A 20,569-nucleotide genomic window follows, 5' to 3' on the forward strand; every position below is an offset into this window, starting at 1 on the left:
GAAGGAGAACAGCACATGGCGACCCACGGCCTCACTGCCCGAATCGGCGCACGAGCACTCCAGACCCGATCGGTCGTGCGAGCCCCGATCACCCTGTATCGAGCCGGACTCGGCTTCCTGTTCGGCACTCGAATGCTGATGCTCGAGCACACGGGCCGCCATAGTGGGCAACACCGGTACGTCGTCCTCGAAGTGGTGGATCACCCGTCCGCCGACCAGTACATCGTGGTTTCGGGATTCGGCACTCGAGCTCAGTGGTATCGGAACATCACCGCCAACCCCGAGGTGCGCATCTCGGTCGGCATCCGACGCGCTATCCCCGCGATCGCGACACCGATGTCGGACGACGAATCCGCGCTCGCGCTCGACCATTACATCGAGCGCCATCCCAAGGCGTGGGTCAAGCTGCGTGGCACCATCGAGGCAGCTACCGGCAAGCCCGTGGACCTTCTTCCCATGGTCCGACTGAGCATCGTCCGATCAGCCGCCGAATAGACGAACACCTCGGGTGCACCGCGACTTCCGCCGCCACGCCGGTCGGAGATCGACCACCACCGACGAAGGATGAGCGTGGATGAAACGACTTCCGCGTCGAGTTACGCGGCACTGTCGGCCTATTCCCGGGCACAAGCGTGGCCGTGGTGGCCTGGGTGGCCGCTGGCCCGGCCCCTCACCGCGTCGACCGTGCGACTCGCCGCGACGCCATTGCACCCGCTCGTGACCGCCGCGCCGCGTCGTCCGGCCGGTACAACCACTTGACCCGAGCCGCCGGGTCCGAATCTCGGACTGCCCACCGAACCACTCGCTAGCAGTCCACGGATCACCGACCAGCGCTTTCATGCATATCACAACTGTTGCATAATGCTCTGATGTTTGCCGCGAGGACGACCGTCGCCAGTGGGCGCCATGGCCATCGAACGACTACGCACTCGCGTGCAGCCCTCTTGCCCCCGACTGCGGGCGGTATCGCCGTACGCGCTGCGGCACTGACGAATTCGGCAAAGGAAGCACCGTCGCCACCGCGCACCGACGACGGCGTCCGCACGCCGCCCGAGCATTTCGCAGCCATCGCCGACCCGAGGAGATAGATGACATTCACCGGTGCCGAAGTCGACTTCGACGCCCGGCCGTCGCGGACATCGTGGCTGAGCCGCGCCCCGATACCCCTGTATCGCGCCGGATTGGGATCCGTGCTCGGCTCCGGTCGGCTGATGCTGCGGCACTCTGGCCTCACGCGGTACGCCATCCTGCGGGTCGCGGATCGGCCACAACCGGACCGGATCGTCGCACTCCCCGAAATCGGGGATACGCAGTGGCTTCTCGCTATCCGAGCCGACCCCTGCGTCCGCGTGTGGATCGGTGACCACCGCGACTCGCCGGCCACGGCGACGCCGATCACCGCGGAGCAGGCCGGCGAATCGCTCGAGCGCTACATCGACGCCCGCACGGCAGCGCAGCGACGACCCCACGCGGCGATCGCACCGCTCGCGAGTTCGATGCCGATCATTCTCCTGGAGTTCGACGGACCCGGAATTCACCGGACCCGGACGTCATAAGGGTCACGTCCGCCGAACGACCGGGAACTTCGACGGTCGATCCGGATCCGCTGACACGCACCGTCCGGCGCATGTGGCCGGATTGGCTGTGTCGTTCTCGTTCGAGGCGGGCCAGCACGAGCGCCAGTTCGTCGATCGCTCTGGTGATTTCGGCGTCTGAATCCGGCTGCGGAGGTGGAGTTCGGCCGGTGAGGCCATGCCACGCCAGCCGGATCCGGCATCGCAGGCACAGCGGCTCGGGCTCGTGGCGCATGTCGATCATCCATCGCGAACAACGAAGGCAGCGAGCGGAATTGGGTTGCTGCGGTAAATCGGTCAGGCCAACGACCAGCATCACGGTCGCGGCGGCCAGATAGAGCGCGCCCAGGATGAAGGGTTCAGGAGACCTGGTTGGCGGTGATCCGCGGCGTCGCCGGATTCGAGGGGCGGGCCGCCCTGAAGACCTGGGTGTTCCGAACCCTGGTGAACACGGCCAAGAAACGTGGCATCGCCGAGAGCCGGACGATCCCGTTCACCACCCTCGCCCCGGAGGACGAGGAGGAGCCGTCGGCGCCGAGAGCCTGTCGGACCCGGCCCGCACCACACTGTTGGGCGCGTTCCGGACCTGGACACACTGAACGCCGCTGAATCGTCGTAACGCCGGATGCTTCGCGCGACACTGCCGGTCATGACGAACTACGACGACCTGCGCGCGCTCTTCATCAACTGCACCCTCAAGCGCTCTCCCGAGATCAGCAACACCCAGGGGCTGATCGACGTCAGCGCCCACATCATGGAGAAACAGGGCGTGCGGGTGGACCACATTCGTGCCGTCGACCACGACATCGCCACCGGCGTCTGGCCCGACATGACGGAACACGGCTGGGCCACCGACGCCTGGCCCGCCCTGCAACGGCAAGTCATGGACGCCGACATCCTGGTGATCGCCGGTCCGATCTGGCTGGGCGACAACAGCTCTATCACCAAACAGGTCATCGAACGCCTCTACGGAAATTCCCACATCCTCAACGATGCCGGGCAGTACGCCTACTACGGCCGCGTCGCCGGATGCCTCATCACCGGCAACGAGGACGGCGTCAAACACTGCGCCATGAACATCCTCTACAGCCTCCAGCACCTCGGCTACACCATCCCGCCTCAGGCCGACGCGGGCTGGATCGGCGAGGCCGGCCCCGGCCCCTCCTACCTCGACCCCGGCTCGGGCGGCCCCGACAACGACTTCACCAACCGCAACACCACCTTCATGACCTGGAACCTGCTGCACCTGGCCCGAATGCTGAAGGACAACAACGGTATTCCCGTCCACGGCAATCAGCGCTCGGCCTGGGACGCGGGCTGCCGCTTCGACTTCGAGAACCCCGAATACCGCTGATCCCGCGCGCCGGGCGGGTCCATGGTGGGCTCGCCCGGTCGAGGTGTCGGTGAAGCCGGGATCAACCGACTCGTGCTTCGTAGTCGGCATACCCGTCCTCGATGGCGGGGAGGATGAGCTCGACATGGAAGTAGGGGACCGACCAGAGCGGAGAGTCTCGGAGTTCCTCCATCAAATCGGACCACGATTGCAGGTCGTCAGTAGTGGCGGTGAGTACATCGGATGGTCGTGCCGACAGCGCTTCGGCATCGAACCAACGCACGCGGACGCGGGAATGCTTGTCCAACAAGGGATTGATGTGCTCGGCGATCAACTGGCTGCGCTGCTGACGGGACAACGCCAGCCAGGCGGGCTGAGCGGTCAGATGGACGAAGATGGTGAAAACCGTGCTCATGAGTGTTCCTGCCGAGGCATTTCGAGCTGTTCGGATTATGGGGTGGCAGTCAGTGTTTGCGGTAGTAGGCCCGCATGGTGAGAGGCGCGAAGACCGAGGCGACCACTACCGCGGTGAGCAGCACGGTCGATACTTGACCGATGGTGGCGGACCCTGCCATCGCCGCACGAACTGTGCTGACCAGGTGAGACACCGGATTGATGTCGACGAGGGTGCGCAGCCAACCGGGCATGGTGGCGGGGTCGACGAAGGTGTTGCTGGCCAACGTCAGCGGGAAGAGCACCACGAAGGCCACGTTCATGATGGCGCTCGGGGTGCGCAGCAGCAGCCCGAGCAGCGTGAAGACCCATGACAGCGCCACCGCGAAAACGACGACGAGTACGACAGCGAGGACGCAGCCGGACACGCCGCCGTGCGGGCGGTATCCGAGGGCCAGTCCCAGGCCGATGACCAGAGCTGCCGCGAGGGTGTAGCGGAGGGTGTCGCCGAGGAGCGCACCGACGATCGGTGCGGGTCGCCAGATCGGCAAGGTGCGGAACCGGTCGTAGACACCCTTGTCCAAGTCGGCGTTGAGGTTGACGCCGGTGTACATGGTCGCCAACAGGACTGCCATGGTAAGGGTTCCGGGCAGCAGGTATTGCAGGTAGTGGTGTGGGGAGCCTGCGAGGGCACCGCCGAACAGGTACGTGAAGAGCAGGGTGAAGATGATCGGGACCGCGATCACGTCCGACAGCTGTTCGGGGACACGACGGATCTTCCACAGCGCACGCAGCGCGAAGACACGTGACGCGGCGAGCCCACCCGCCCGGGCCGGTGTGGAGGTGTCGCCGATGAGTGCGATGAGCCGTGTGGTGGTCGGCGATGAATTCGTGTCGAGGGACATGAGAATCCTTGAATGGAGAAGGGGCGGTCAGGCCGCGGACGGGTGAGGTGGGTTGCCCGTCAGGGACAGGAACACTTCGTCCAGACTGGGCCGGTCCAGTGCGAATTCGGCGGCGGTGAGGCCGTTTCGGTTCAGCTCGGCGAGCACCGCGGCCGCCTGGGTGGCATCGATGTCGTGGAGCTCGAGCCGGCCGGAGTCCTCGGCGGTGACCTGTATGCCGAAACGCCGGGTGAGGATGTCCGCGGCCGGCGTGCGGAGTGCGGGGTCGGTGAGGCAGACAGTGAACACGCCGGAACCTGCGGCGGCTTTGAGTTCATCGGGGGTGCCCTCGGCAAGGAGCCGCCCGTGGTCGATTACGGCTATCCGATCGGCGAGACGGTCGGCCTCATCGAGATATTGGGTGGTCAGCAGGACCGTCGTCCCACTGGCGGCCAGAGCGGCGACGATGCTCCAGACCTGATTGCGCCCTACCGGGTCCAGCCCGGTAGTGGGCTCGTCGAGGAACAACAGTCTCGGTGGGATGACGAGTCCGGCAGCGATATCGAGGCGACGCCGCATCCCGCCGGAATATGTCTTCACCGTTCGGTCGGCGGCGTCGGTCAATTCGAAGGCTTCCAGCAGATCGGCGGCGCGCAGCCGCGCCGGTCGGGGCCGGTACCCACGCAGGCGGGCGACCACGAGCAGGTTCTCGCGCGCGGTGAGGTCGGCGTCGAGGGCAGCGAATTGTCCGGTGAGGCTGATATATTCGCGGACCGCGCTCGCATCTCGCACCACGTCGAGGCCGAAGACTCGAGCGCTGCCGGAGTCCGGCGGCAGCAGAGTGGCCAGCATTCTGATGGCCGTGGTTTTGCCCGCCCCGTTCGGCCCCAGTACCGCGTAGATGCAGCCGATGGGCACTTGCAGCGAGATTCCGTCGACGGCGCGCGTCGTTCCGTAGCTCTTGGCCAATTCCTGTGTCTGGATGGCGAATTCGACTGTCTTGTCCATGGGCGATGCCAACTTTCCGACTTTAACTTGACAGTACTGTCAAGGTTAAGAAGGGGAGTTAAGCTTGTCAACTGTGTCAAGTCTTCCGCCGTCGGCGCAGCGCCGCCGTCGCATCGACGGTCAGCAGAACGCCGCCACCATCCTCGACGCGGCGGGCAAGGTGCTGGCGGTACGACCCGATGCCGGGCTGACCGAAGTGGCCAAAGCGGCCGGGGTCAGCCGCCAGACCGTCTACGCCCACTTCCCTTCCCGGGAGGCGCTGATCGATGCCCTCATCACGCAGGCCACAGCGCGGGTCGTCACCGCCCTCGAGGCGGCCGAGCTCGATCATGGACCGGCCGATCAGGCGTTGGTCCGGTTGCTCGAGATCGGCTGGGAAGCGTTGGCCATGGACCCATTCCTGCTACAGATGACCACCCCCGAACAGACCCCCGAACAGGACCGGGAACGACACGCACCGATCCTCGGGCACGTACACGCTGTCGTCGAGCGCGGCCAACGCGAGGGCGATATCGACCCGGAGTTGCCGACCTCTTGGGTACTGGCCTCGATCTTCGCCATCGGTCACGCCACCGGCGAGGAAGTCCGCGCTGGCCGGATGACCTCTACCGCAGCGATCGACGTACTTCGCCGGACCATCCCTCGCCTGATCCGGCCGAGCAACTGATTCGACCGAGCACTCAGCCCTGACCCGCGGCCTCACCCCGACCGATATCCGAACGGCCCCAGGCGTAGCCGCGACCCCATACGGTCGAAATCCGATGATGCTCACCGAGCTTCGCGCGTACCCGCTTGATATGGACGGTCACGGTCGACAAGTCACCGATGTCCCATCCCCACACCTGCGCCAGCAGCTCCTCGCGAGCGAAGACTCGACGCGGATGCCGCATCAGGAACGCGAGAAGATCGAACTCGCGGCCGGTCAGCTCGACAGGAATCCCATCACACAGAGCCGTTCTCGATTCGGTCGAAACCGCGACACCGACGTCCCTCACCCACGGCTCGGTCTGCCCGGCCCCACGCCGAGCGCGGCGAAGTATCGCGCCGACGCGCAACGCCAGCTCGCGCGCGCTGAAAGGCTTGGCCAGATAATCATCCGCGCCCGCCGCGAGTCCGCGGACCCGGTCCGGTTCATCACCCAAATCCGAAATCAGAATGATCGGAATGTCCGGTAGATCGGCGCGCATTCGCACCATCCGGCAGATGTCGATGCCACTGCGCCCCGGCATCAGGACATCCAGAACCGCGAGATCCACAGGTGCCGAACAACCTTCGTGTTCGAGCAAAAGCTCCGCCGATGCGGCAGCGCCATCCGCGGCCTCGACCACGGAAAGCCCATCCTTTTCCAAGTAGAGGCGGACGACCTCACGAACGAGCGGATTGTCGTCGGCGACCAACACACGTATCACGGCGGCCTACCGGCGAGCCGTCCGAACGACCACCATGCCGGAACGAGCCGGTGGCACTTTCCACATCATCGCTTTCCCCTTGCCTCGATACACAATTCGGCGTTTCGGGTGCAGAGTCCGTGGAGTCGCGATGCGTTACATACCGATCACCGGGGAGGTCGAAACCACTCACGAGGGCGGCCGAACCCTGGTCCGGTATGCAAGTTCGCACCGGGAGCCGCCTAGCGGTCAGGGGCACGAACGATGAATACCGGGCAGGCGGCGTGCTGGGCGCAGTGCTGACCGACTGAGCCGAGCAGCATACCGCTGAAGGCCCCGTGCCCGTGGCTGCCGACCACCAGCAGGTCAGCGTTCTCGGCCGCCTCGATCAGCACGGCCGCTGGGTGGCCCTCCGTGACCTCGGGGGTGACAGGCGTCGTCAGATGCTCGCCCAAGACTTCGCCAATGGTGTGTTGCAGGCTCTTACGGGCCTGCGCCTCGAAGTCCACATCGGAATAGTCCACCGGCATGCCATAGCTGGGCGGCGGTTGCCAAACCTGGATCGGACGGAGTTCGGCACCCGTCAGTTCTGCTTGCCGGGCCGCCCACCGCAATGCCGACTTGCTCGACTCGGAACCGTCCACACCAACGACCACCTGTGAGGTGGTTGAACCGTTCATGTGTCTCACCTCGATTCTGCGGAGTCACTCGAGGATGGCTAGGCCGATAACGATGCGCTCGAGCAGCAGACGACCGTAGAGCCGTATGTCGCAGACCGAAGGTGACGTTGGTACCTAAAGCCGCGCACTCACGCGCGATCGCGGGGCTGCCGCAGGATCGGGTGACAGCGTCACTTACCCCGGCAGCAGCCCCGAACCAACCACTGCGCAGCCAACGCATCGAACGCCATGCGCGACCCAATTCGCTGCCCGCACCTGAGACCTCGCCTCGTTGCGCGCCGGCGTGCACGGTCCCGTCGCGACGCGGGATCCGCTGAGATCATCCGGCGAACCACCGCCTAGCGCGGGTCAGAGCAGGCGGGCGGGTCGAAGGTGCTGGTAGGACACATCCGCTTCAGCACATGAAACGAATCCCCGGTCGACCGAGTCGGCCGGGGATTCGCCTTCTGTGGCGAGATTCCGTCGCGATGGGTGCACAACCCCCTTCGTTGTGCGCACATCGCGGCGGGCCGACGCGCCGCACCGACCGGATGCGCTTCGGGCAGGCGCATGGGGTCGGTGCCGCTGTCGAGAGCGCTTGCCCTCGATGCCGCTTCGTTGAGGCTTGGATGACGCTATCTGTGACGATCGGGACATTTTTGGCATGTTCGCGACGAAATCTGGCAAGCGGGTGGGAGTGCTGTTGTCCGGCACGGTGGGCCGACCTCGCGGAGGCGGTTATACGAGCAGCTGTTCGCGCATCTGCAGCGGGGTCAGCTGGAACTGACGCTGGAAGGCGGTGCTGAAGCGACGAACCGACGAATAGCCCGCCGCCTCGGCGATCTGGCTCATCTGGATGGTCCCGGGGTGGGACAGTCGCTCCCGCGCGCGGGCGAGGCGGATCTCCCGCAGCAGCGCGGCGGGGGTGACATCGTCGGTTGTCGTCAGGGCGGTATACAGCGTTCTTCTGGAGACTCCGCACATCCGGGCGACCGTGTCCGGGGTCAGCTTGAGGTCGTCGGCGAGGCGCTCCATCGTTTCCCGGGCCTGCGCGGCCACCAGCGCATACCGGCCTTCCGGTAGCGGCTGTGCGCGGTCGAGCAGCCCCTCGAGCAGCACCAGTGTGCTGCGATAGGCGACACGGAAGTCGTGCGTGGTCCATGCTCCGGGGTCGGCATGGAGCTGATTGATCTGGTTCACCAGCATCGGCACCAGAGGGCGGCCGACATCGAGTGCGAGCGGGGCTGAATCGGCCAGGTCGTGATTGACCAAATGCCTCGGCACAGTGAGAATCAGCGATTCCAGCGGCTCATCCTGCTGCATGAGCACGGGCAGGTCCCAGCGAAACAACGCGACGCTTCCCGGTGTGAAGATCTCGGCCCGCTCGCCCTGCGCCAGCTTGAACTCCCCACGTACCGGCACCATCAGGCGATAGCCGTCGTCTCCGTCGATCTTGGTGTCCCGGACGGTTCGACGGTAGTGCACCTGCCCGGAAGAGAACCGGACGATCTGCAGGTCGCCGGAGACCTGGGCCAGTGTCTTCCAACCGAAGTCGTTGCTCTCGTCCCGCGCGCTGAAACCCAAACCGACGCTTCCCTGCCGGCGCTGCAGATAGTCGCGCCAGCGCTCCCTGCGGTCCGCCGCGGTCTCGGTCTTCGCCGACGACTCCTCTTCCCACAGATAGTCCGTAGTCACGCGTGTATTTCCTCTGTCCCGACAAGTCTGTGATGCCCTGAATGTACTGTTCCACTGGAACCGGGGTCGCGATGATGTCGCCTGGTTGGCCACCGCGATGACGGGTTGTCTTCGCGCACGGGGCTTCTCGGCCGCGGCACCGAAATCCCGGAAGGCGGGTGCCAGCGGCCGTGAGTATGATCTGGCACCATGCAGCCGCCTGCTGGGGAATCCGGCCCCGATATCCTCGACCGAATCCCGGTGCCGCTGTACGCACCTGAGTTCGCCGCCGATCCGCACACCTTCTACACCGCGATGCGCGAGAAGTTCGGTCCCCTTGCGCCGGTGGAGCTTTCGCCGGGGATCGCCGCGACCCTGGTGATCGGTTACCGCGCCGCGGTCACGATCAACAATGATTCGAGCCGTTTCCCGGCCGATCCACGTGAGTGGGAGCGCGACATTCCCACCGACTGCCCGATCCTGCCCATGTTGCAGTACCGGCCGAACGCGTTGCGCAGCGCCGGCCAGGAGCATGCGCGGTACCGCAAGGCCAGTGTCGACAGTATCGACGCGATCAACCTGTACACGATCGACGGGGTGATCGAAGAGATCGTGGTCCCCCAGGTCAACACCTTCTGTGCCGACGGTGAGGCCGACCTGATCAGTCAGTACGCCTTCCCGGTCACCTTCGCCTACCTCAATTACATGGTCGGATGCCCGGCCGATATCGGCCAGCGGGTCGCACAGGGCATGGCGATGATGTTCGAGGGCAACTCGGCAGAGGAAGGCAACGCACTGTTCGTGGCGGCGCTCGGCGAGCTGGTGAGTCTCAAGAGGGACCAGCCGGGCGCTGACGTCACGACCCGGCTGCTGGCCCATGCTGCGGAGCTGTCCGATGAGGAGCTGGTGCATCAGCTGGTGACGATCTACGGCGCAGGCATCGAGCCGTTGACGAATCTGATCGCCAATACCCTGCTGCTGATGCTCACCGATGAACGGTTCTCCGGGGTGGCCGCGTTGACCACGCGCGACGCGTTGAACGAGCTTCTGTTCACCGACCCGCCGCTGGCGAATTTCGGGATCACCTACCCGACACGGCCGATGATGGTCGAGAGGGTGTGGCTGCCCGCCAATCAGCCGGTGGTGACCAGTATGGCGGCCTGCAACAACGATCCCGACATCGTGGGCCCGTACACCGGGAACAACGCGCATCTCGCCTGGGGCACCGGACCACACACCTGCCCTGCCCAGGATGTGGCGTACTCGGTCGCGCAGAACGCCATCGATCAACTCTTCGACCGGTTGCCCGAGCTCCGGCTGGCGTGTCCCGCCGACCAACTCGTCTGGCGGCCAGGGCCGTTCCACCGATCGCTGGCGAGCTTGCCGGTGGCGTTTCCACCCGCCCGCCCGTTCTGACCGAGACCCGGGATGCCGTGCTGACCGGCATCCCGGGCGTTCTCAATCGCCTGAGGCCGAGACCTCAGCCGAGCCGCAGCGCGGTCGCGCACTGCTCGACATAGCTGTCCGAGTCGTAAACCGTGCGCAGGGAACCGGTTTCGAGCTCGAAGGCCGCGACCAGGTCACCCAGGTGCGGGGCCAGCATCTCATGCAGCTGGACGCGCATGTCCCGCAACGGCTCTCGCGTCTTGGGGAGCGGGCCGTCGGGAAGCAGCTCCGCTCCGTGCGTGAGGCACTGCCGCACCGCGAACAGGGTGAGCACGTTCTCCATCACCTTCCGCGCGCTGTCCGGCAGCGCGGCGGCGCGCTCGGCCAGGCGCACTGCGGCCCGATGTGCGGTGTGCGCGTCGGCGGCCGCCAGCGCCAGATCGTAGACCCGGTCCCAGCGCGCCTGCCGGTCGCCGGTCGTGTTCGCGTAGACCTCGAGCGCGCGGTGCTGCAGGAACAGCGCGCGAGCGCCCATCCACTTCACCCAGCTGTCGGGGGTGTCGAGATCACAGGGCTCGAGCTCGTCCCAGCTTTCCCCGGTCCACTCGTCGGGGCCCAGCAGCCGCCGGTAGCCCGCCAGCAGGGCGATCACGTAACTGTCGCCCTCGGCAGTGGCCGCCGCGTCACGCAGGGCCCGGTACTCCACGATCTTGTTGTGCGCGAACACGCCCTGGGCGCCGAGCCGGTCCCGCACCTCGCCGCACACCCGCAGCGCGGTGGAGGTGGCGAAGTACTTGGTCAATGACACCAGGTCGGTCAGCGCCGGACCCTGCTCATCGTCCTCGGCGTCGATGACCGCCGCGAAACCGTCCACCGCGATCTCCACCGCGGACGTCGCGAGATAGGTGTCGACCACCGCCTCCGCCAAGGGCGCGTAGTGGGCCGGCACGTCCCGCAACCGGACCCGCCCGCCCGCCATGCTCGCGATGTCGCGTTGCTCGGACTGCCGCACGGCGATCGACACCGCGGCCCGCGACACGGCCGCCGCCATGCCCGAAATGCACAGGCGGCCGACGCGCACCCGGCTGATGGCACGCCACACCTGGTTGTCGCGCGGAATCGGCGAGTGCAGCTCACCGTTCTCGTCGAGCCGGGTTCCGGTGTGCGACAACAGGCATTCGCGCGACACCCGCACATTGTCGAAGCGGGTCATGGCGTTGTCCATGCCCAGGCCCGGCTTGTCCGGCATACGGCGGATGGTGAGGCCGGGCCGCAACTGCCCGTCGGCATCGCACATCCACACCAGAAACGGGTACACGCCGTGCGCGGTGTCGCCGACGATCAACCGCGCGAACACGATTCCGAAGCGCGCGATGCCCGCCACCGGTGGCGCGGCCGTCGTCGGCATGAACTTGATCGCCGCGTCGGTCGGCGTGTTCAGCACGAAGCCGCCGCCGTCGGCGGGGTCGTAGGTCGCGGTCGTCTCCAGATTGTTCAGATCGCTGCCGTGGCCGACCTCGGTGAGCACGTATGCGCCGACCGCGCGGCCCGCCAACAGCTCGGTCAGCGCGAAGTCCACTTCGCCTGTGCGCGAATGCTGTTCGAGCAACGTGCCCAACACCAGGTTGACCTGCACGGTCAGCAAGGCTCCCAGGTGCGGATCGACGACGGTGGATTGCTCGTGCAGGGTCAGGCATTCGCGCAGATCCGACACGGTCTCCACCGCCGACAGGTTGGGCAGCAGTCGCAGGTAGCGCTCGTAGGCGCGAGCCCCCGGGTCCTCGGTGGCGGTCCACCAGTCCTGGTCGAATCCCGCCTCCCCGAACAGCGTGTTGTAACGCTGCGCGGCGGCACGACGGCCCCCGAACAGCAGGTCCGCGAAATTATCCACATGAGAGACCATGACTCTGCCTTCTCTTCCACTCATTACCGATTCCAAGTGACTTGTCGTGTGTCACTTGGCATTACGCATGACTCGAAAGCCGGGGGATGCCCGGCTTCGAGACCAGCGGAAACTGTCAGTTCATCGGGGATCAGCGGCCCGAGGAAACGACCTGTCGAGAGTTCAACCCATCGCCCACCTTTGGGCGATATCGCCTGTCGACCGGCCATCGAGGAAGGTCGTGCGCGCCATCGCTCCATGCTGCGACCCCGAAGGAGCCACAGTGTTGCGGTTGGGCAAACGACACACGAAACATAGTGTGACACACGAGTCTTCAAAAGGAGTCGGGTAGGGCGGGGATCATCGGGCGAACAATCCTCGATGCCGTCCTGAGCTGCGCGTAACGGTTGCTGCGGGTATAATGCGACTGCATCCCGGCGCTATCGCCGACGTGAAATTCGTTGTTTTTGAGCACTTCTCACCGGTCACGTACCACCCGTTCATGGGAGTTGCACGAGTGAAGCTGCAGTCGCCGGAGTTCGCCGCCGACCCGACCCGCGCCTACGAGGATCTGCGCCGCCGCTACGGTCCGGTCGCACCCATCGAGTTGGCCGACGGGGTGCCCGCCACCCTGGTGCTCGGCTATCGCGAGGCGTTGCGGATTCTCGGTGATCCCGAACACTTTCCGGCCGATCCGCGGGGGCGGCAGTACCGGTCGGCTTATCTGGCCGCGGTGGCCGAGATCGATCAGTACCGGTTGCGCAGTACCGTCGAATCCGCTGCCATGCCGCTGATCAACGGCTTCTGCGGGGCCGGGTACGCGGACCTGCTCGCCGACTACGCCCGCCCGCTGACCCTGATCGTGCTCAGTGACCTGATCGGCTTCCCGCCGCGGCTGCGCACCGAAGCCGGTGCCGCACTGCTGGATCTGGCCGAAGCCGCCGACACCGCCACCTCGGACCTGGCGGAGCGCCAATTCCGCACCGTGCTGGCCGAACTGGTGGCCGTGAAACGCGATTCCCCGGGCCGCGACGTGGTTTCGACCCTGATCGGCCATGCGGACGCCTTCGACGACACCGAGATCGTCGACCAACTGACCAGGCTCTGCGTCATGGGCGCCGAACCGACCTGGAATCTCATCGTCAACACGTTGGTCCTGATGGCCGACGACACCGGTTTCCACGACGATCTGATGGCCGGCTCCCTGCAACTGCGCGACGCTATCGACAGCGTCTTGTTCACCGATCCCCCGCTGGCCAACGCCTGCCCCCGCTTCCCCCAGCAACCCCAGGTGATCGCCAGTTCCCTACTACCAGCGAACCAACCGGTCCTGATCAGCATTACCGCCTGCAACAACGACCCCGCCGTCTCTGGCGACCACACCGGCAACCGCTCTCACCTGGCCTGGGGCCGAGGCCCCCACACCTGCCCCGCCCAGCCCATAGCCTCGATCATCGCCCGCGAGGCCCTGGATCAACTCCTGGACGCCCTCCCCGAGATCAAACTCGCCATCCCGCTGACCGACCTCCCCTGGCGCCCCAGCACCTTCCACCGCGCCCCGGCAGCCGTCCCGGTGACCTTCCCGCCGTCCCTACCCGTTGGTCCTCGCGCGTGAGCCCGGCAGGCCATCTCGGCTTGACTCCGCCTCACCCGTGTCCGACATTGAGTTGATGCGTTCGAGAGCAGAAGAACTCGACAAGGCCCCGTCCGGCGGTTTCGACCCCGTCGGTGCGGTGGAGATGACCTTGACGCCGCTGGGCGCAGGCGACTTTCACGGCTCGATCGACGAGATCGCCCACGCCGCTGCCGCTCTCGGGGCCGACCATTTCTACGTCACGAACTCCTTGGGCTCGCGCATCACCGCCATCGCCTACCGCCGCGCTCCCCGACCCCGCCGGTGGTGCCGCGCCCGATCCTGAGCGGCAGCCGGGACCGTCACACCAGGTGGTCGCGAAGCCAGGCCGACATCAGGGCGATGGCTTCCGGAAGTTTGGAGGCGGCGACGTGGCCGGTGTCGGGGATGAGGTGGACCTCGGTGTCGCGACGGCCCTCGAACAGGAGGGTGTCGTGTCGGACGACATGGACATCGTCGGCGCCGTTGACGATCAGCATGGGGCAGTTGGTGTCCTGGGCGAGCAGGGATTCGCGGTTGAACGGCTGTGCCGCGCTGAGGATGTCGTCGAAGGTGGGGCGGGCGGTGAAGCCGAAGGCATTGCCGGCGATGTCGGCCATGCCGAACATCAGGCGGCTGAAGTTCTCCCGGGTGAAGGAGTCGACGATGGGGCCGCCGAGATCGATGGCGGCGTCGACGATTCCGCGCAGGCCGGAGGCGGCGGCGAAGTTGCCGCCGAAAGAGAAGCCGAAGTGGGCGACGTGGCCGTTGCCGAGGGCGCGCGCGGTGGCGACGAGGCCGTCGATCACCGAATCCGCGTAGGCGTCGAGCGGGGCCTGGGTCTCACCGGTGCCCGGGTGGTCGAAGGCCAGCACCGTCACGTTCGCGCTGCGGACGAACGCGGTCTCGATGGCGTGCAGATCCATCTTCCAGCTGTCGAGGCCACCGCTGAGCAGGACCACCGGGCGTTGGGTGAAATCCGGTGTGGCCGAGAGCAGATGGACCGGAACGGAGGTGGATCCGCCACGGTAGGGCAGTTCGAGGACGCGGCGCTCGAAGTGGATGCCGAAGGTCGGCGCGGCCTTGACGTACTGCTCGACCTGCAACGCCATCGCGGTCCGCTTGGGCACGTCGGCCAGGGCGGGGAATCGCGCCACACCGTAGGCGAGGGCGGCGCGGAAGTGTTCGCCGCGGCCCCCGGGACCGTGCGCGCGGGCGGCAGGACCGCCCGGGTCCGCACGGCCGTCCTGGAGGCCGCATTGCACGAGCTGGCCGCCGGCGGGTACGCGGCCCTGTCGATCGAACGCATCGCGGAACGATCCGGTGTGCACAAGACGACCATCTATCGCCGATGGCAGTCCAAGGAAGCGGTCTTGGCCGAGGCCGTCGGGGATCTGGTCGAGTCGCTGTTCCCGATTCAGGTCACCGGCGAAATCGACCGGGATCTCCGAGTTTTCGCCCGCGCCCTGGTGGATCTGCTCACCAGCGACGCCCCGCTCGTGGTCGGCGCGGTGCGCGCGCTGTTCTCCGATGCGGCCCACGACCCGCGCATCGCCGAGCTCAAGCGCGAGCTGTACGCCCGCCGATACGACGAGGCGCGCGCCATCGTGCAGGCCGCGATCGATCGCTCGGAGCTGCCGCCGGACACCGATACTCGCGAATTGATCGGCCTGATCACCGCACCGATCTACTACCGCTTCCTGGTCACCCAGGAACCCCTCGACCACGCCGTCGCCGACCGCACCGCCGCGACCGCCCTGATCGCCGTCCGCGCCGGGGCCTGCCGCCTCGGCTAGCTATCGATACGCGCGGGCCATCGCGGCGGTTTCGGTGGCCATCCGCGCGCGCAGCGGAGCGGGAGCCAGCACTTCCGCGCCCGCGCCGAGCCGCAGCAGGTCGGGCAGTGCACGGTCGAACGACTCGATGGGGAAGTCGATTTCGCGCAGACCGGTGGCGTCCGGGGCTGTCGCGGAGGCGCGGGCCGCCCGGGCAGCGGCCGGATCGAGCAGTTCGGGGAGTCGATCGAAGGTTTCGGCGTTCAGGCGGATGCGGGCCGAATCGTGGTGGCGGCGTTGGTCGAAGGATTCCAGGTAGGTGGACCAGTACGCGGCCAGCGATAAGTCCGGCGGGCGGGTGACGGGGTCGTCGAGGACCTGGAGTTCCATGATCCGGGAGATGCGGTAGGTGCGGATCCGGGTGTCCGAGTGGCCTACCAGGTACCAGTTTCCCGATTTCAGGACGAGGCCCAGTGGTTCGGTGGTGCGGGTGACCAGATGCGGTGTCGCCCAGCGGATGTAGTTGAAGCGCAGCGCGCGTTCGTTCCACACCGCGTCGGCGACCGTCGTGAGGTACGGGGTGGGTTCGGATTCGGAGTACCAGCCCGGGGCGTCGAGGTGGAAGCGCTCGGCGACGCGACCCGCGCGGTCGCGGAGCTCGGGCGGCAGGGCGGACATGACCTTGAGATTGGCCGCGGTCACGATCGCGCCGAGCCCCAGATCGGAGGCGGCGCTGGGCAGTCCGGCCAGGAACAGCGATTCGGCTTCGTCGGTGGTCAGCAGGTTGAGTTTGGCGCGGAAGCCGTCGAGCAGGCGATAGCCCCCGTCGTGGCCCGGATCGCCGTAGACGGGGATGCCCGCCGCGGACAGCGACTCCATGTCCCGGTAGACGGTCCGCACCGACACTTCCAGCTGCTCGGCGAGCTCCTGTGCGGTGACCCGGTCGCGCGTCTGCAGGAGCAGCAGGATCGACATGAGACGGCTGGCGCGCATGCCGGGAATTCTGCCCGAATCCACTGACACAAGATGTCAGTGAAGCCCGCATACCTTTGCTCCTCGTTCCGAACGAATCCCCTCCGACCTCGAATAGGGAGACACCGCAATGCCTTTCATCGAAACCCGCACCGGCACCTCGCTCTTCTACCGCGACTGGGGCACCGGCCGCCCGGTCCTGTTCTGCGCCGCGGCGGGCATGGACAGCATCGAAGCCCGCGGCGTCATGGCCGATCTGATGGCGCGGGGCCTGCGCGCCATCGCGGTCGACCGCCGCGGCCACGGCCGCTCCGACGATCCCGGGATGGGCTACGACTACGACACCCTCGCCGATGATCTCGCCGATCTCATCGACCACCTGAACCTGCACGAGCTGACCCTGGTCGGCCATTCCATGGGCGGCGGCGAGATCGTGCGCTATCTGACCCGCTACGGCAGCGAGAGGATCGATCGCATCGCCCTGGTCGCGGCGGCCCTGCCGTTCCTGCTCGCGACCCCCGACAATCCGGACGGCGTGCCGCGCGAAGCCGCTGACGCACTGCGCGATTCGTGGCACCACCACCAGGATGTCTGGCTGCGTGACAATGCCGACCCGTACCTCGGCGTGGGCCTGCCGGGCTGCGACGTCAGCCAGATCGACCGCGACCGGGTACTGGCGTCGATCGGCTGCGGCACCTCACTGCAAGCGATCCTGGAATGCAATCGCGCGGTGGTCGAGACCGACTTCCGCACCGAGCTGCGGGAGATCGACGTGCCGACGTTGATCATCCACGGTGACGCCGACGCCTCGATCTCCCTCGATTTCGGCGGCCGCCGCCAGGCCGAGCTGATTCCGAACAGCGAGCTGATCGTCTACGAGAACGCTCCGCACGGCGTCTACCTCACCCACGGCCCCCGCCTCACCGCCGACCTGCTGGCCTTCCTCGGTGAATCGCCCGCGCGCCGGGCGGTTTCGCGACCCGAGCCGGTCGGATCCGCTCCGCTTCGTTGATCCGCTGAGCGTGACGATCGCCCGAGCCCCTTCGCCGTGCCACGGCGGAGGGGCCCCGGCGTTGCGGGTCAGCCGACGCTGATGACGGACTTGCCGCGTGCGTGCCCGGCGGCCAGATCGTCGATCGCGACGGCGGCCTCAGCCAAGGCGTAGGTGAGGGTGACGCGCGGGGCCAGGGCGCCCGCGGTGGCGAGTTCGGCGAGCGCACGCAGGGTTTCGGGCTTGGGCAGCGACAACAAGGAGCGCAGCCGCTGGCGGGAGAGGAGCGAGAGCAGCTGGGCGCGCATCGAGCGCCCGAGCCCGCCGAAGAAGCGGCCGCCGCCCTCACCGCCACCCAGCACCAGCGTGCCGGCGTCGGTGAGCAGGGAACGCAGCAGCGGCAAGGGGCGATTGCCCGCCATGTCGAAGATGAGATCGTAACGACCGGTGAGTGTTCGGGCGGTGTAGTCGATGACGTGATCGGCACCCAGGTCGGTGACGAACTCGACGGCCGGGCCCGCGCAGACGCCGGTCACCTCGGCCCCGTAGTGCTTGGCCAACTGCACAGCGAGGTGACCGACGCCGCCCGCCGCGCCGATGATCAGCACGTGCTGCCCGGCCTCGATGCGTCCGGAGTCGCGCAGGCCGTTGAGTGCGGTCATCCCCGAGATCGGCAGGGCGGCAGCCTGTTCGAAGCTCAGATTGACCGGTTTGAGTTGCAGCTTGCTCGCCGGGGCGCACGCGAACTCCGCGAACGATCCGGGCACCGTCCCGAAAACCTCGTCACCGGGCCGGAATTCGGTGACCCGCGGACCGACCGCCTCGACGATCCCGGACACGTCCCAGCCGCGGACGCGTTCCCGGGGCCGACGCAGCCCCAGGGCCAGTCGAGCGACCAGCGGCTCGCCGGTCATGAAATGCCAGACGCTGGGGTCCACGCCCGCGGCGCGGACCCGGAGGAGCACCCCGTCCTGTCCCGCGTCGGGCGTGGGAACGTCGGTGTAGGACAGCATGTCGGTGGTGCCGTAGGCGTCTTGCGCTATAGCCTTCATGGCTCATCTTCTTCCGGGTACTCGAAGACCTCGCTCAGCGGTGCACGGAACACCCGGGCGATTTCGAACGCCATCTCCAGTGACGGCGAGTACTTGCCCTGTTCGATGGCGATGACGGTCTGGCGGGTCACACCGAGCCGGTCGGCCAGTTCGGCCTGGGTCATCTCACCGTTGGTGAAGCGCAGCGCGCGAATATTGTTGAGTACCTTGGTGGGTCTCACCATGGCCACATCCCCCGCCGGTAGGCGACGAGTTTGGCGGCCGCGCTGACGAGGGCGCCGAGGGTGAGGCCGAGATAGATCGCGTTGGCGATCCAGAACCGGTCCGCGTCGGCGAGGCTGAGCAGCAGTCCGCCGCCCGCGCCGAGCGCGGTGAACGCGCCGCCGATCTGTGCGCCGCGCAGGTCGATCTCCTTGTCGCGTTGGTCTTTCCGATCTCCCTCCCGGGAGCCGATGGCGACTGCGATACTGCCGATGATCGAGGCCAGGATCGACCCGCCGACGGCCCACAGCAGCGGCGCGGCGAAGGAGACGGACGTGAGGGCCTGGTCGCGTGCCCGCACGAGCACGACGACCAGGTAGATCACGTAGGAGACGACGGACGCGACACCCAGGATCCAGGTTCGCTTCTCCTCGTAGGGCATGCGTCCAATGTAAAACAAAGCCGACATGATGTACAGAATCTTTTACACCACCCGGCGGGGACTCAGGCGGGCCGGAACCCCACCCGCAGCGATTCCAGCCCGCGGATCACGACGTTCGGCTTGAACGGCGGGTTCTCCGAAAGCAGTTCCATGGCAGAGACTTTGCGCAGCAGCACGTCCAGCAGCACTTCCATCTCGAGCAGCGCCAGCGGCGCGCCGAGGCAGTAGTGGATGCCGAGGCTGAACCCGAGGTGCTTCTTGGCCGGGTTCATCGGGTCAGAGTAGCGGGCCACATCGGTACTCTCCGGGGCTGGGAAGACCCGCTCGTCGTGGTTGGCGGAGTTGATCAGCACCACCACACCGTCGCCGGGCTCGAAATCGTGCCCGGCCACCGTGATCGGACGCGTGGCCGCCCGGGTGGTGATCTGCACCGAGGGTTCCAGCCGCAGCAGCTCGTCCGGCGCCGAGGCGGTCAGTTCCGGCCGTTCCCGCATGGCCCGCACCTGATCCGGTGCGCGCAGCAGCCGCAGCATGCCCGTGCCGACGAGGTTGGCGGTCGTCTCGTGCCCGGCCACGAAGGTGGTGATGCAGGTGGCGAGCAGTTCCTGTTCGGTGAGCACGTCACCGCGGTCCTCGACCAGCGAGAGCGCGCTCAGCAGATCGTCTTTCGGGTCGGTGCGCCGCTCGTTGAGCAGCTCCCGGAAGTACCCCATGAATCCGCGCGAGGCCGCACTGCGCGCGGTCAGGCATTCGGCGGGCAGCGTGTAGTCGTGGTCGAACCCGCGCGCCAGGTCCTGCGACCACTGGTGCACCTGCCCGTACGCCTCTTCGGGCACCCCGATGAGCTCACACGCGATGATCAACGGCAGCGGGTAGGCGATGGTCTCGACGAGATCGAATTCACCCGCTTCCAGGGCCTTGTCGACGAGCTGTTCGGCGAGTTCCTCGATGCGCGGCCGCAGCCGGGTCACCGTGCGCGGGGTGAATCCCTTGGTGACGAGGTTGCGCAGCCGGGTGTGGTCCGGCGGCTCCATCCACAGGAACGAGGTGGGCAGTTCTTCGGGCGCGTCCTCGGGCGCGACGGTCGGGTGCATCATCCCGGCCTCTTCGGCATGACTCCACGCGGTGGTGGACAGCACGGCCGCGCAGTCCTCGTAGCGGGTCAGCACGTGATGCCCGAGCGGGGTCAGGTGGATGGGTCCGGCATCGCGCAGGACCTTGGCGGGGGTGTAGGGATCGGATCGGCCGTCGGGTCCGAACAGCTGGACCAGGGCGGCCGTGACGGCCGGATCCTGCTCCCGGGCTGCGATGTTCACCTCTGGGGCGACCATTGCGGTCCTCCT

General features: G+C 66.9%; 22 protein-coding genes and 1 pseudogene. 10 read left to right on the forward strand and 13 right to left on the reverse strand.

All coding sequences use genetic code 11. The features are described 5' to 3' along the window. Positions 1 to 15: 15 nt before the first annotated feature. From GPX89_RS24505 to GPX89_RS24520, 4 genes and pseudogenes are all read left to right on the forward strand, one after another. Positions 16 to 495 carry a nitroreductase family deazaflavin-dependent oxidoreductase gene (locus GPX89_RS24505; RefSeq protein ID WP_157390043.1) on the forward strand — a complete coding sequence of 160 codons (480 nt, stop codon included), beginning with the start codon at positions 16 to 18 and terminating at the stop codon, positions 493 to 495. Between the two features lie 593 nt (positions 496 to 1,088). After that, positions 1,089 to 1,556 carry a nitroreductase family deazaflavin-dependent oxidoreductase gene (locus tag GPX89_RS24510; protein ID WP_157390044.1) on the forward strand — a complete coding sequence of 156 codons (468 nt, stop codon included), beginning with the start codon at positions 1,089 to 1,091 and terminating at the stop codon, positions 1,554 to 1,556. Positions 1,557 to 1,943: 387 nt separating this feature from the next. Then, positions 1,944 to 2,183 (forward strand): annotated as a pseudogene (locus GPX89_RS24515) (hypothetical protein); the annotation flags it as partial. A gap of 16 nt (positions 2,184 to 2,199) precedes the next feature. After that, the gene (locus GPX89_RS24520) at positions 2,200 to 2,928 is read left to right on the forward strand and encodes a flavodoxin family protein (RefSeq protein ID WP_198347573.1); all 729 of its coding nucleotides are present in this window, start codon (positions 2,200 to 2,202) and stop codon (positions 2,926 to 2,928) included. A gap of 61 nt (positions 2,929 to 2,989) precedes the next feature. Here GPX89_RS24520 and GPX89_RS24525 read toward each other — a convergent pair whose 3' ends face one another. Genes GPX89_RS24525 through GPX89_RS24535 form a run of 3 tightly spaced genes read right to left on the reverse strand, consistent with a single transcriptional unit; the run spans position 2,990 to position 5,192 of the window. Beyond that, positions 2,990 to 3,322: a darcynin family protein gene (locus GPX89_RS24525; protein ID WP_157390047.1), complete on the reverse strand. Its 333-nt coding sequence runs from the start codon at positions 3,320 to 3,322 to the stop codon at positions 2,990 to 2,992. Between the two features lie 49 nt (positions 3,323 to 3,371). Continuing rightward, entirely contained in the window at positions 3,372 to 4,205 is an 834-nt protein-coding gene (locus tag GPX89_RS24530) for an ABC transporter permease (protein WP_157390048.1), read from the reverse strand. 27 nt (positions 4,206 to 4,232) lie between these two features. Further along, complete coding sequence (locus tag GPX89_RS24535; RefSeq protein ID WP_157390049.1) at positions 4,233 to 5,192, reverse strand: ATP-binding cassette domain-containing protein; 960 nt, start codon at positions 5,190 to 5,192, stop codon at positions 4,233 to 4,235. A 73-nt stretch (positions 5,193 to 5,265) separates the two neighbouring features. Here GPX89_RS24535 and GPX89_RS24540 point away from each other — a divergent pair, with 73 nt between their 5' ends. Next, positions 5,266 to 5,859, forward strand: a complete 594-nt coding sequence (locus GPX89_RS24540) for a TetR/AcrR family transcriptional regulator (RefSeq protein WP_198347574.1) — start codon at positions 5,266 to 5,268, stop codon at positions 5,857 to 5,859. A 13-nt stretch (positions 5,860 to 5,872) separates the two neighbouring features. Here GPX89_RS24540 and GPX89_RS24545 read toward each other — a convergent pair whose 3' ends face one another. From GPX89_RS24545 to GPX89_RS24555, 3 genes are all read right to left on the reverse strand, one after another. Continuing rightward, positions 5,873 to 6,592, reverse strand: a complete 720-nt coding sequence (locus tag GPX89_RS24545; protein WP_328602272.1) for a response regulator transcription factor — start codon at positions 6,590 to 6,592, stop codon at positions 5,873 to 5,875. A 230-nt stretch (positions 6,593 to 6,822) separates the two neighbouring features. Next, positions 6,823 to 7,260 (reverse strand): universal stress protein, encoded by a 438-nt coding sequence (locus tag GPX89_RS24550; RefSeq protein ID WP_157390052.1) that lies wholly within the window; start codon positions 7,258 to 7,260, stop codon positions 6,823 to 6,825. A 717-nt stretch (positions 7,261 to 7,977) separates the two neighbouring features. Next, complete coding sequence (locus GPX89_RS24555; RefSeq protein ID WP_198347575.1) at positions 7,978 to 8,934, reverse strand: helix-turn-helix transcriptional regulator; 957 nt, start codon at positions 8,932 to 8,934, stop codon at positions 7,978 to 7,980. Between the two features lie 189 nt (positions 8,935 to 9,123). On the opposite strand from GPX89_RS24555, the gene GPX89_RS24560 reads away from it, so the two are divergent. Then, positions 9,124 to 10,329, forward strand: a complete 1,206-nt coding sequence (locus GPX89_RS24560; RefSeq protein WP_235947978.1) for a cytochrome P450 — start codon at positions 9,124 to 9,126, stop codon at positions 10,327 to 10,329. 64 nt (positions 10,330 to 10,393) lie between these two features. Here the strand turns inward: GPX89_RS24560 and GPX89_RS45955 are convergent, their stop codons facing one another. Further along, complete coding sequence (locus GPX89_RS45955) at positions 10,394 to 12,190, reverse strand: acyl-CoA dehydrogenase family protein (RefSeq protein WP_198347576.1); 1,797 nt, start codon at positions 12,188 to 12,190, stop codon at positions 10,394 to 10,396. 493 nt (positions 12,191 to 12,683) lie between these two features. On the opposite strand from GPX89_RS45955, the gene GPX89_RS24570 reads away from it, so the two are divergent. Beyond that, the gene (locus tag GPX89_RS24570; RefSeq protein WP_157390055.1) at positions 12,684 to 13,796 is read left to right on the forward strand and encodes a cytochrome P450 family protein; all 1,113 of its coding nucleotides are present in this window, start codon (positions 12,684 to 12,686) and stop codon (positions 13,794 to 13,796) included. 55 nt (positions 13,797 to 13,851) lie between these two features. Beyond that, positions 13,852 to 14,100: a hypothetical protein gene (locus GPX89_RS24575; RefSeq protein WP_157390056.1), complete on the forward strand. Its 249-nt coding sequence runs from the start codon at positions 13,852 to 13,854 to the stop codon at positions 14,098 to 14,100. A gap of 16 nt (positions 14,101 to 14,116) precedes the next feature. Here GPX89_RS24575 and GPX89_RS24580 read toward each other — a convergent pair whose 3' ends face one another. Further along, a complete protein-coding gene (locus GPX89_RS24580) occupies positions 14,117 to 14,950 on the reverse strand; it encodes an alpha/beta fold hydrolase (RefSeq protein ID WP_328602273.1) in 834 nt (277 codons plus the stop codon). A gap of 24 nt (positions 14,951 to 14,974) precedes the next feature. On the opposite strand from GPX89_RS24580, the gene GPX89_RS24585 reads away from it, so the two are divergent. Next, on the forward strand, positions 14,975 to 15,589 hold the full coding sequence (locus GPX89_RS24585) for a TetR/AcrR family transcriptional regulator (RefSeq protein WP_198347633.1): 615 nt from the start codon (positions 14,975 to 14,977) through the stop codon (positions 15,587 to 15,589). Here GPX89_RS24585 and GPX89_RS24590 read toward each other — a convergent pair whose 3' ends face one another. Continuing rightward, a complete protein-coding gene (locus GPX89_RS24590) occupies positions 15,590 to 16,561 on the reverse strand; it encodes a helix-turn-helix transcriptional regulator (RefSeq protein ID WP_157390057.1) in 972 nt (323 codons plus the stop codon). Positions 16,562 to 16,670: 109 nt separating this feature from the next. Here GPX89_RS24590 and GPX89_RS24595 point away from each other — a divergent pair, with 109 nt between their 5' ends. Continuing rightward, a complete protein-coding gene (locus tag GPX89_RS24595; protein WP_157390058.1) occupies positions 16,671 to 17,552 on the forward strand; it encodes an alpha/beta fold hydrolase in 882 nt (293 codons plus the stop codon). A 68-nt stretch (positions 17,553 to 17,620) separates the two neighbouring features. Here GPX89_RS24595 and GPX89_RS24600 read toward each other — a convergent pair whose 3' ends face one another. The 4 genes from GPX89_RS24600 to GPX89_RS24615 all read right to left on the reverse strand — a co-directional run bounded on the left by GPX89_RS24600 (position 17,621) and on the right by GPX89_RS24615 (position 20,557). Beyond that, a complete protein-coding gene (locus GPX89_RS24600) occupies positions 17,621 to 18,583 on the reverse strand; it encodes an NAD(P)-dependent alcohol dehydrogenase (RefSeq protein ID WP_157390059.1) in 963 nt (320 codons plus the stop codon). After that, positions 18,580 to 18,807, reverse strand: coding sequence for a helix-turn-helix transcriptional regulator (locus tag GPX89_RS24605; protein WP_157390060.1), 228 nt, complete (start codon positions 18,805 to 18,807; stop codon positions 18,580 to 18,582). Before GPX89_RS24605 ends, GPX89_RS24600 begins: the two co-directional genes overlap by 4 nt. After that, entirely contained in the window at positions 18,801 to 19,226 is a 426-nt protein-coding gene (locus GPX89_RS24610; RefSeq protein ID WP_157390061.1) for a hypothetical protein, read from the reverse strand. Before GPX89_RS24610 ends, GPX89_RS24605 begins: the two co-directional genes overlap by 7 nt. 62 nt (positions 19,227 to 19,288) lie before the next feature. Continuing rightward, positions 19,289 to 20,557 (reverse strand): cytochrome P450, encoded by a 1,269-nt coding sequence (locus GPX89_RS24615; RefSeq protein WP_157390062.1) that lies wholly within the window; start codon positions 20,555 to 20,557, stop codon positions 19,289 to 19,291. Positions 20,558 to 20,569: the final 12 nt, after the last annotated feature.

The sequence above is a fragment of the Nocardia terrae genome, from assembly GCF_009760405.1.
Taxonomy (GTDB): domain Bacteria; phylum Actinomycetota; class Actinomycetes; order Mycobacteriales; family Mycobacteriaceae; genus Nocardia; species Nocardia terrae.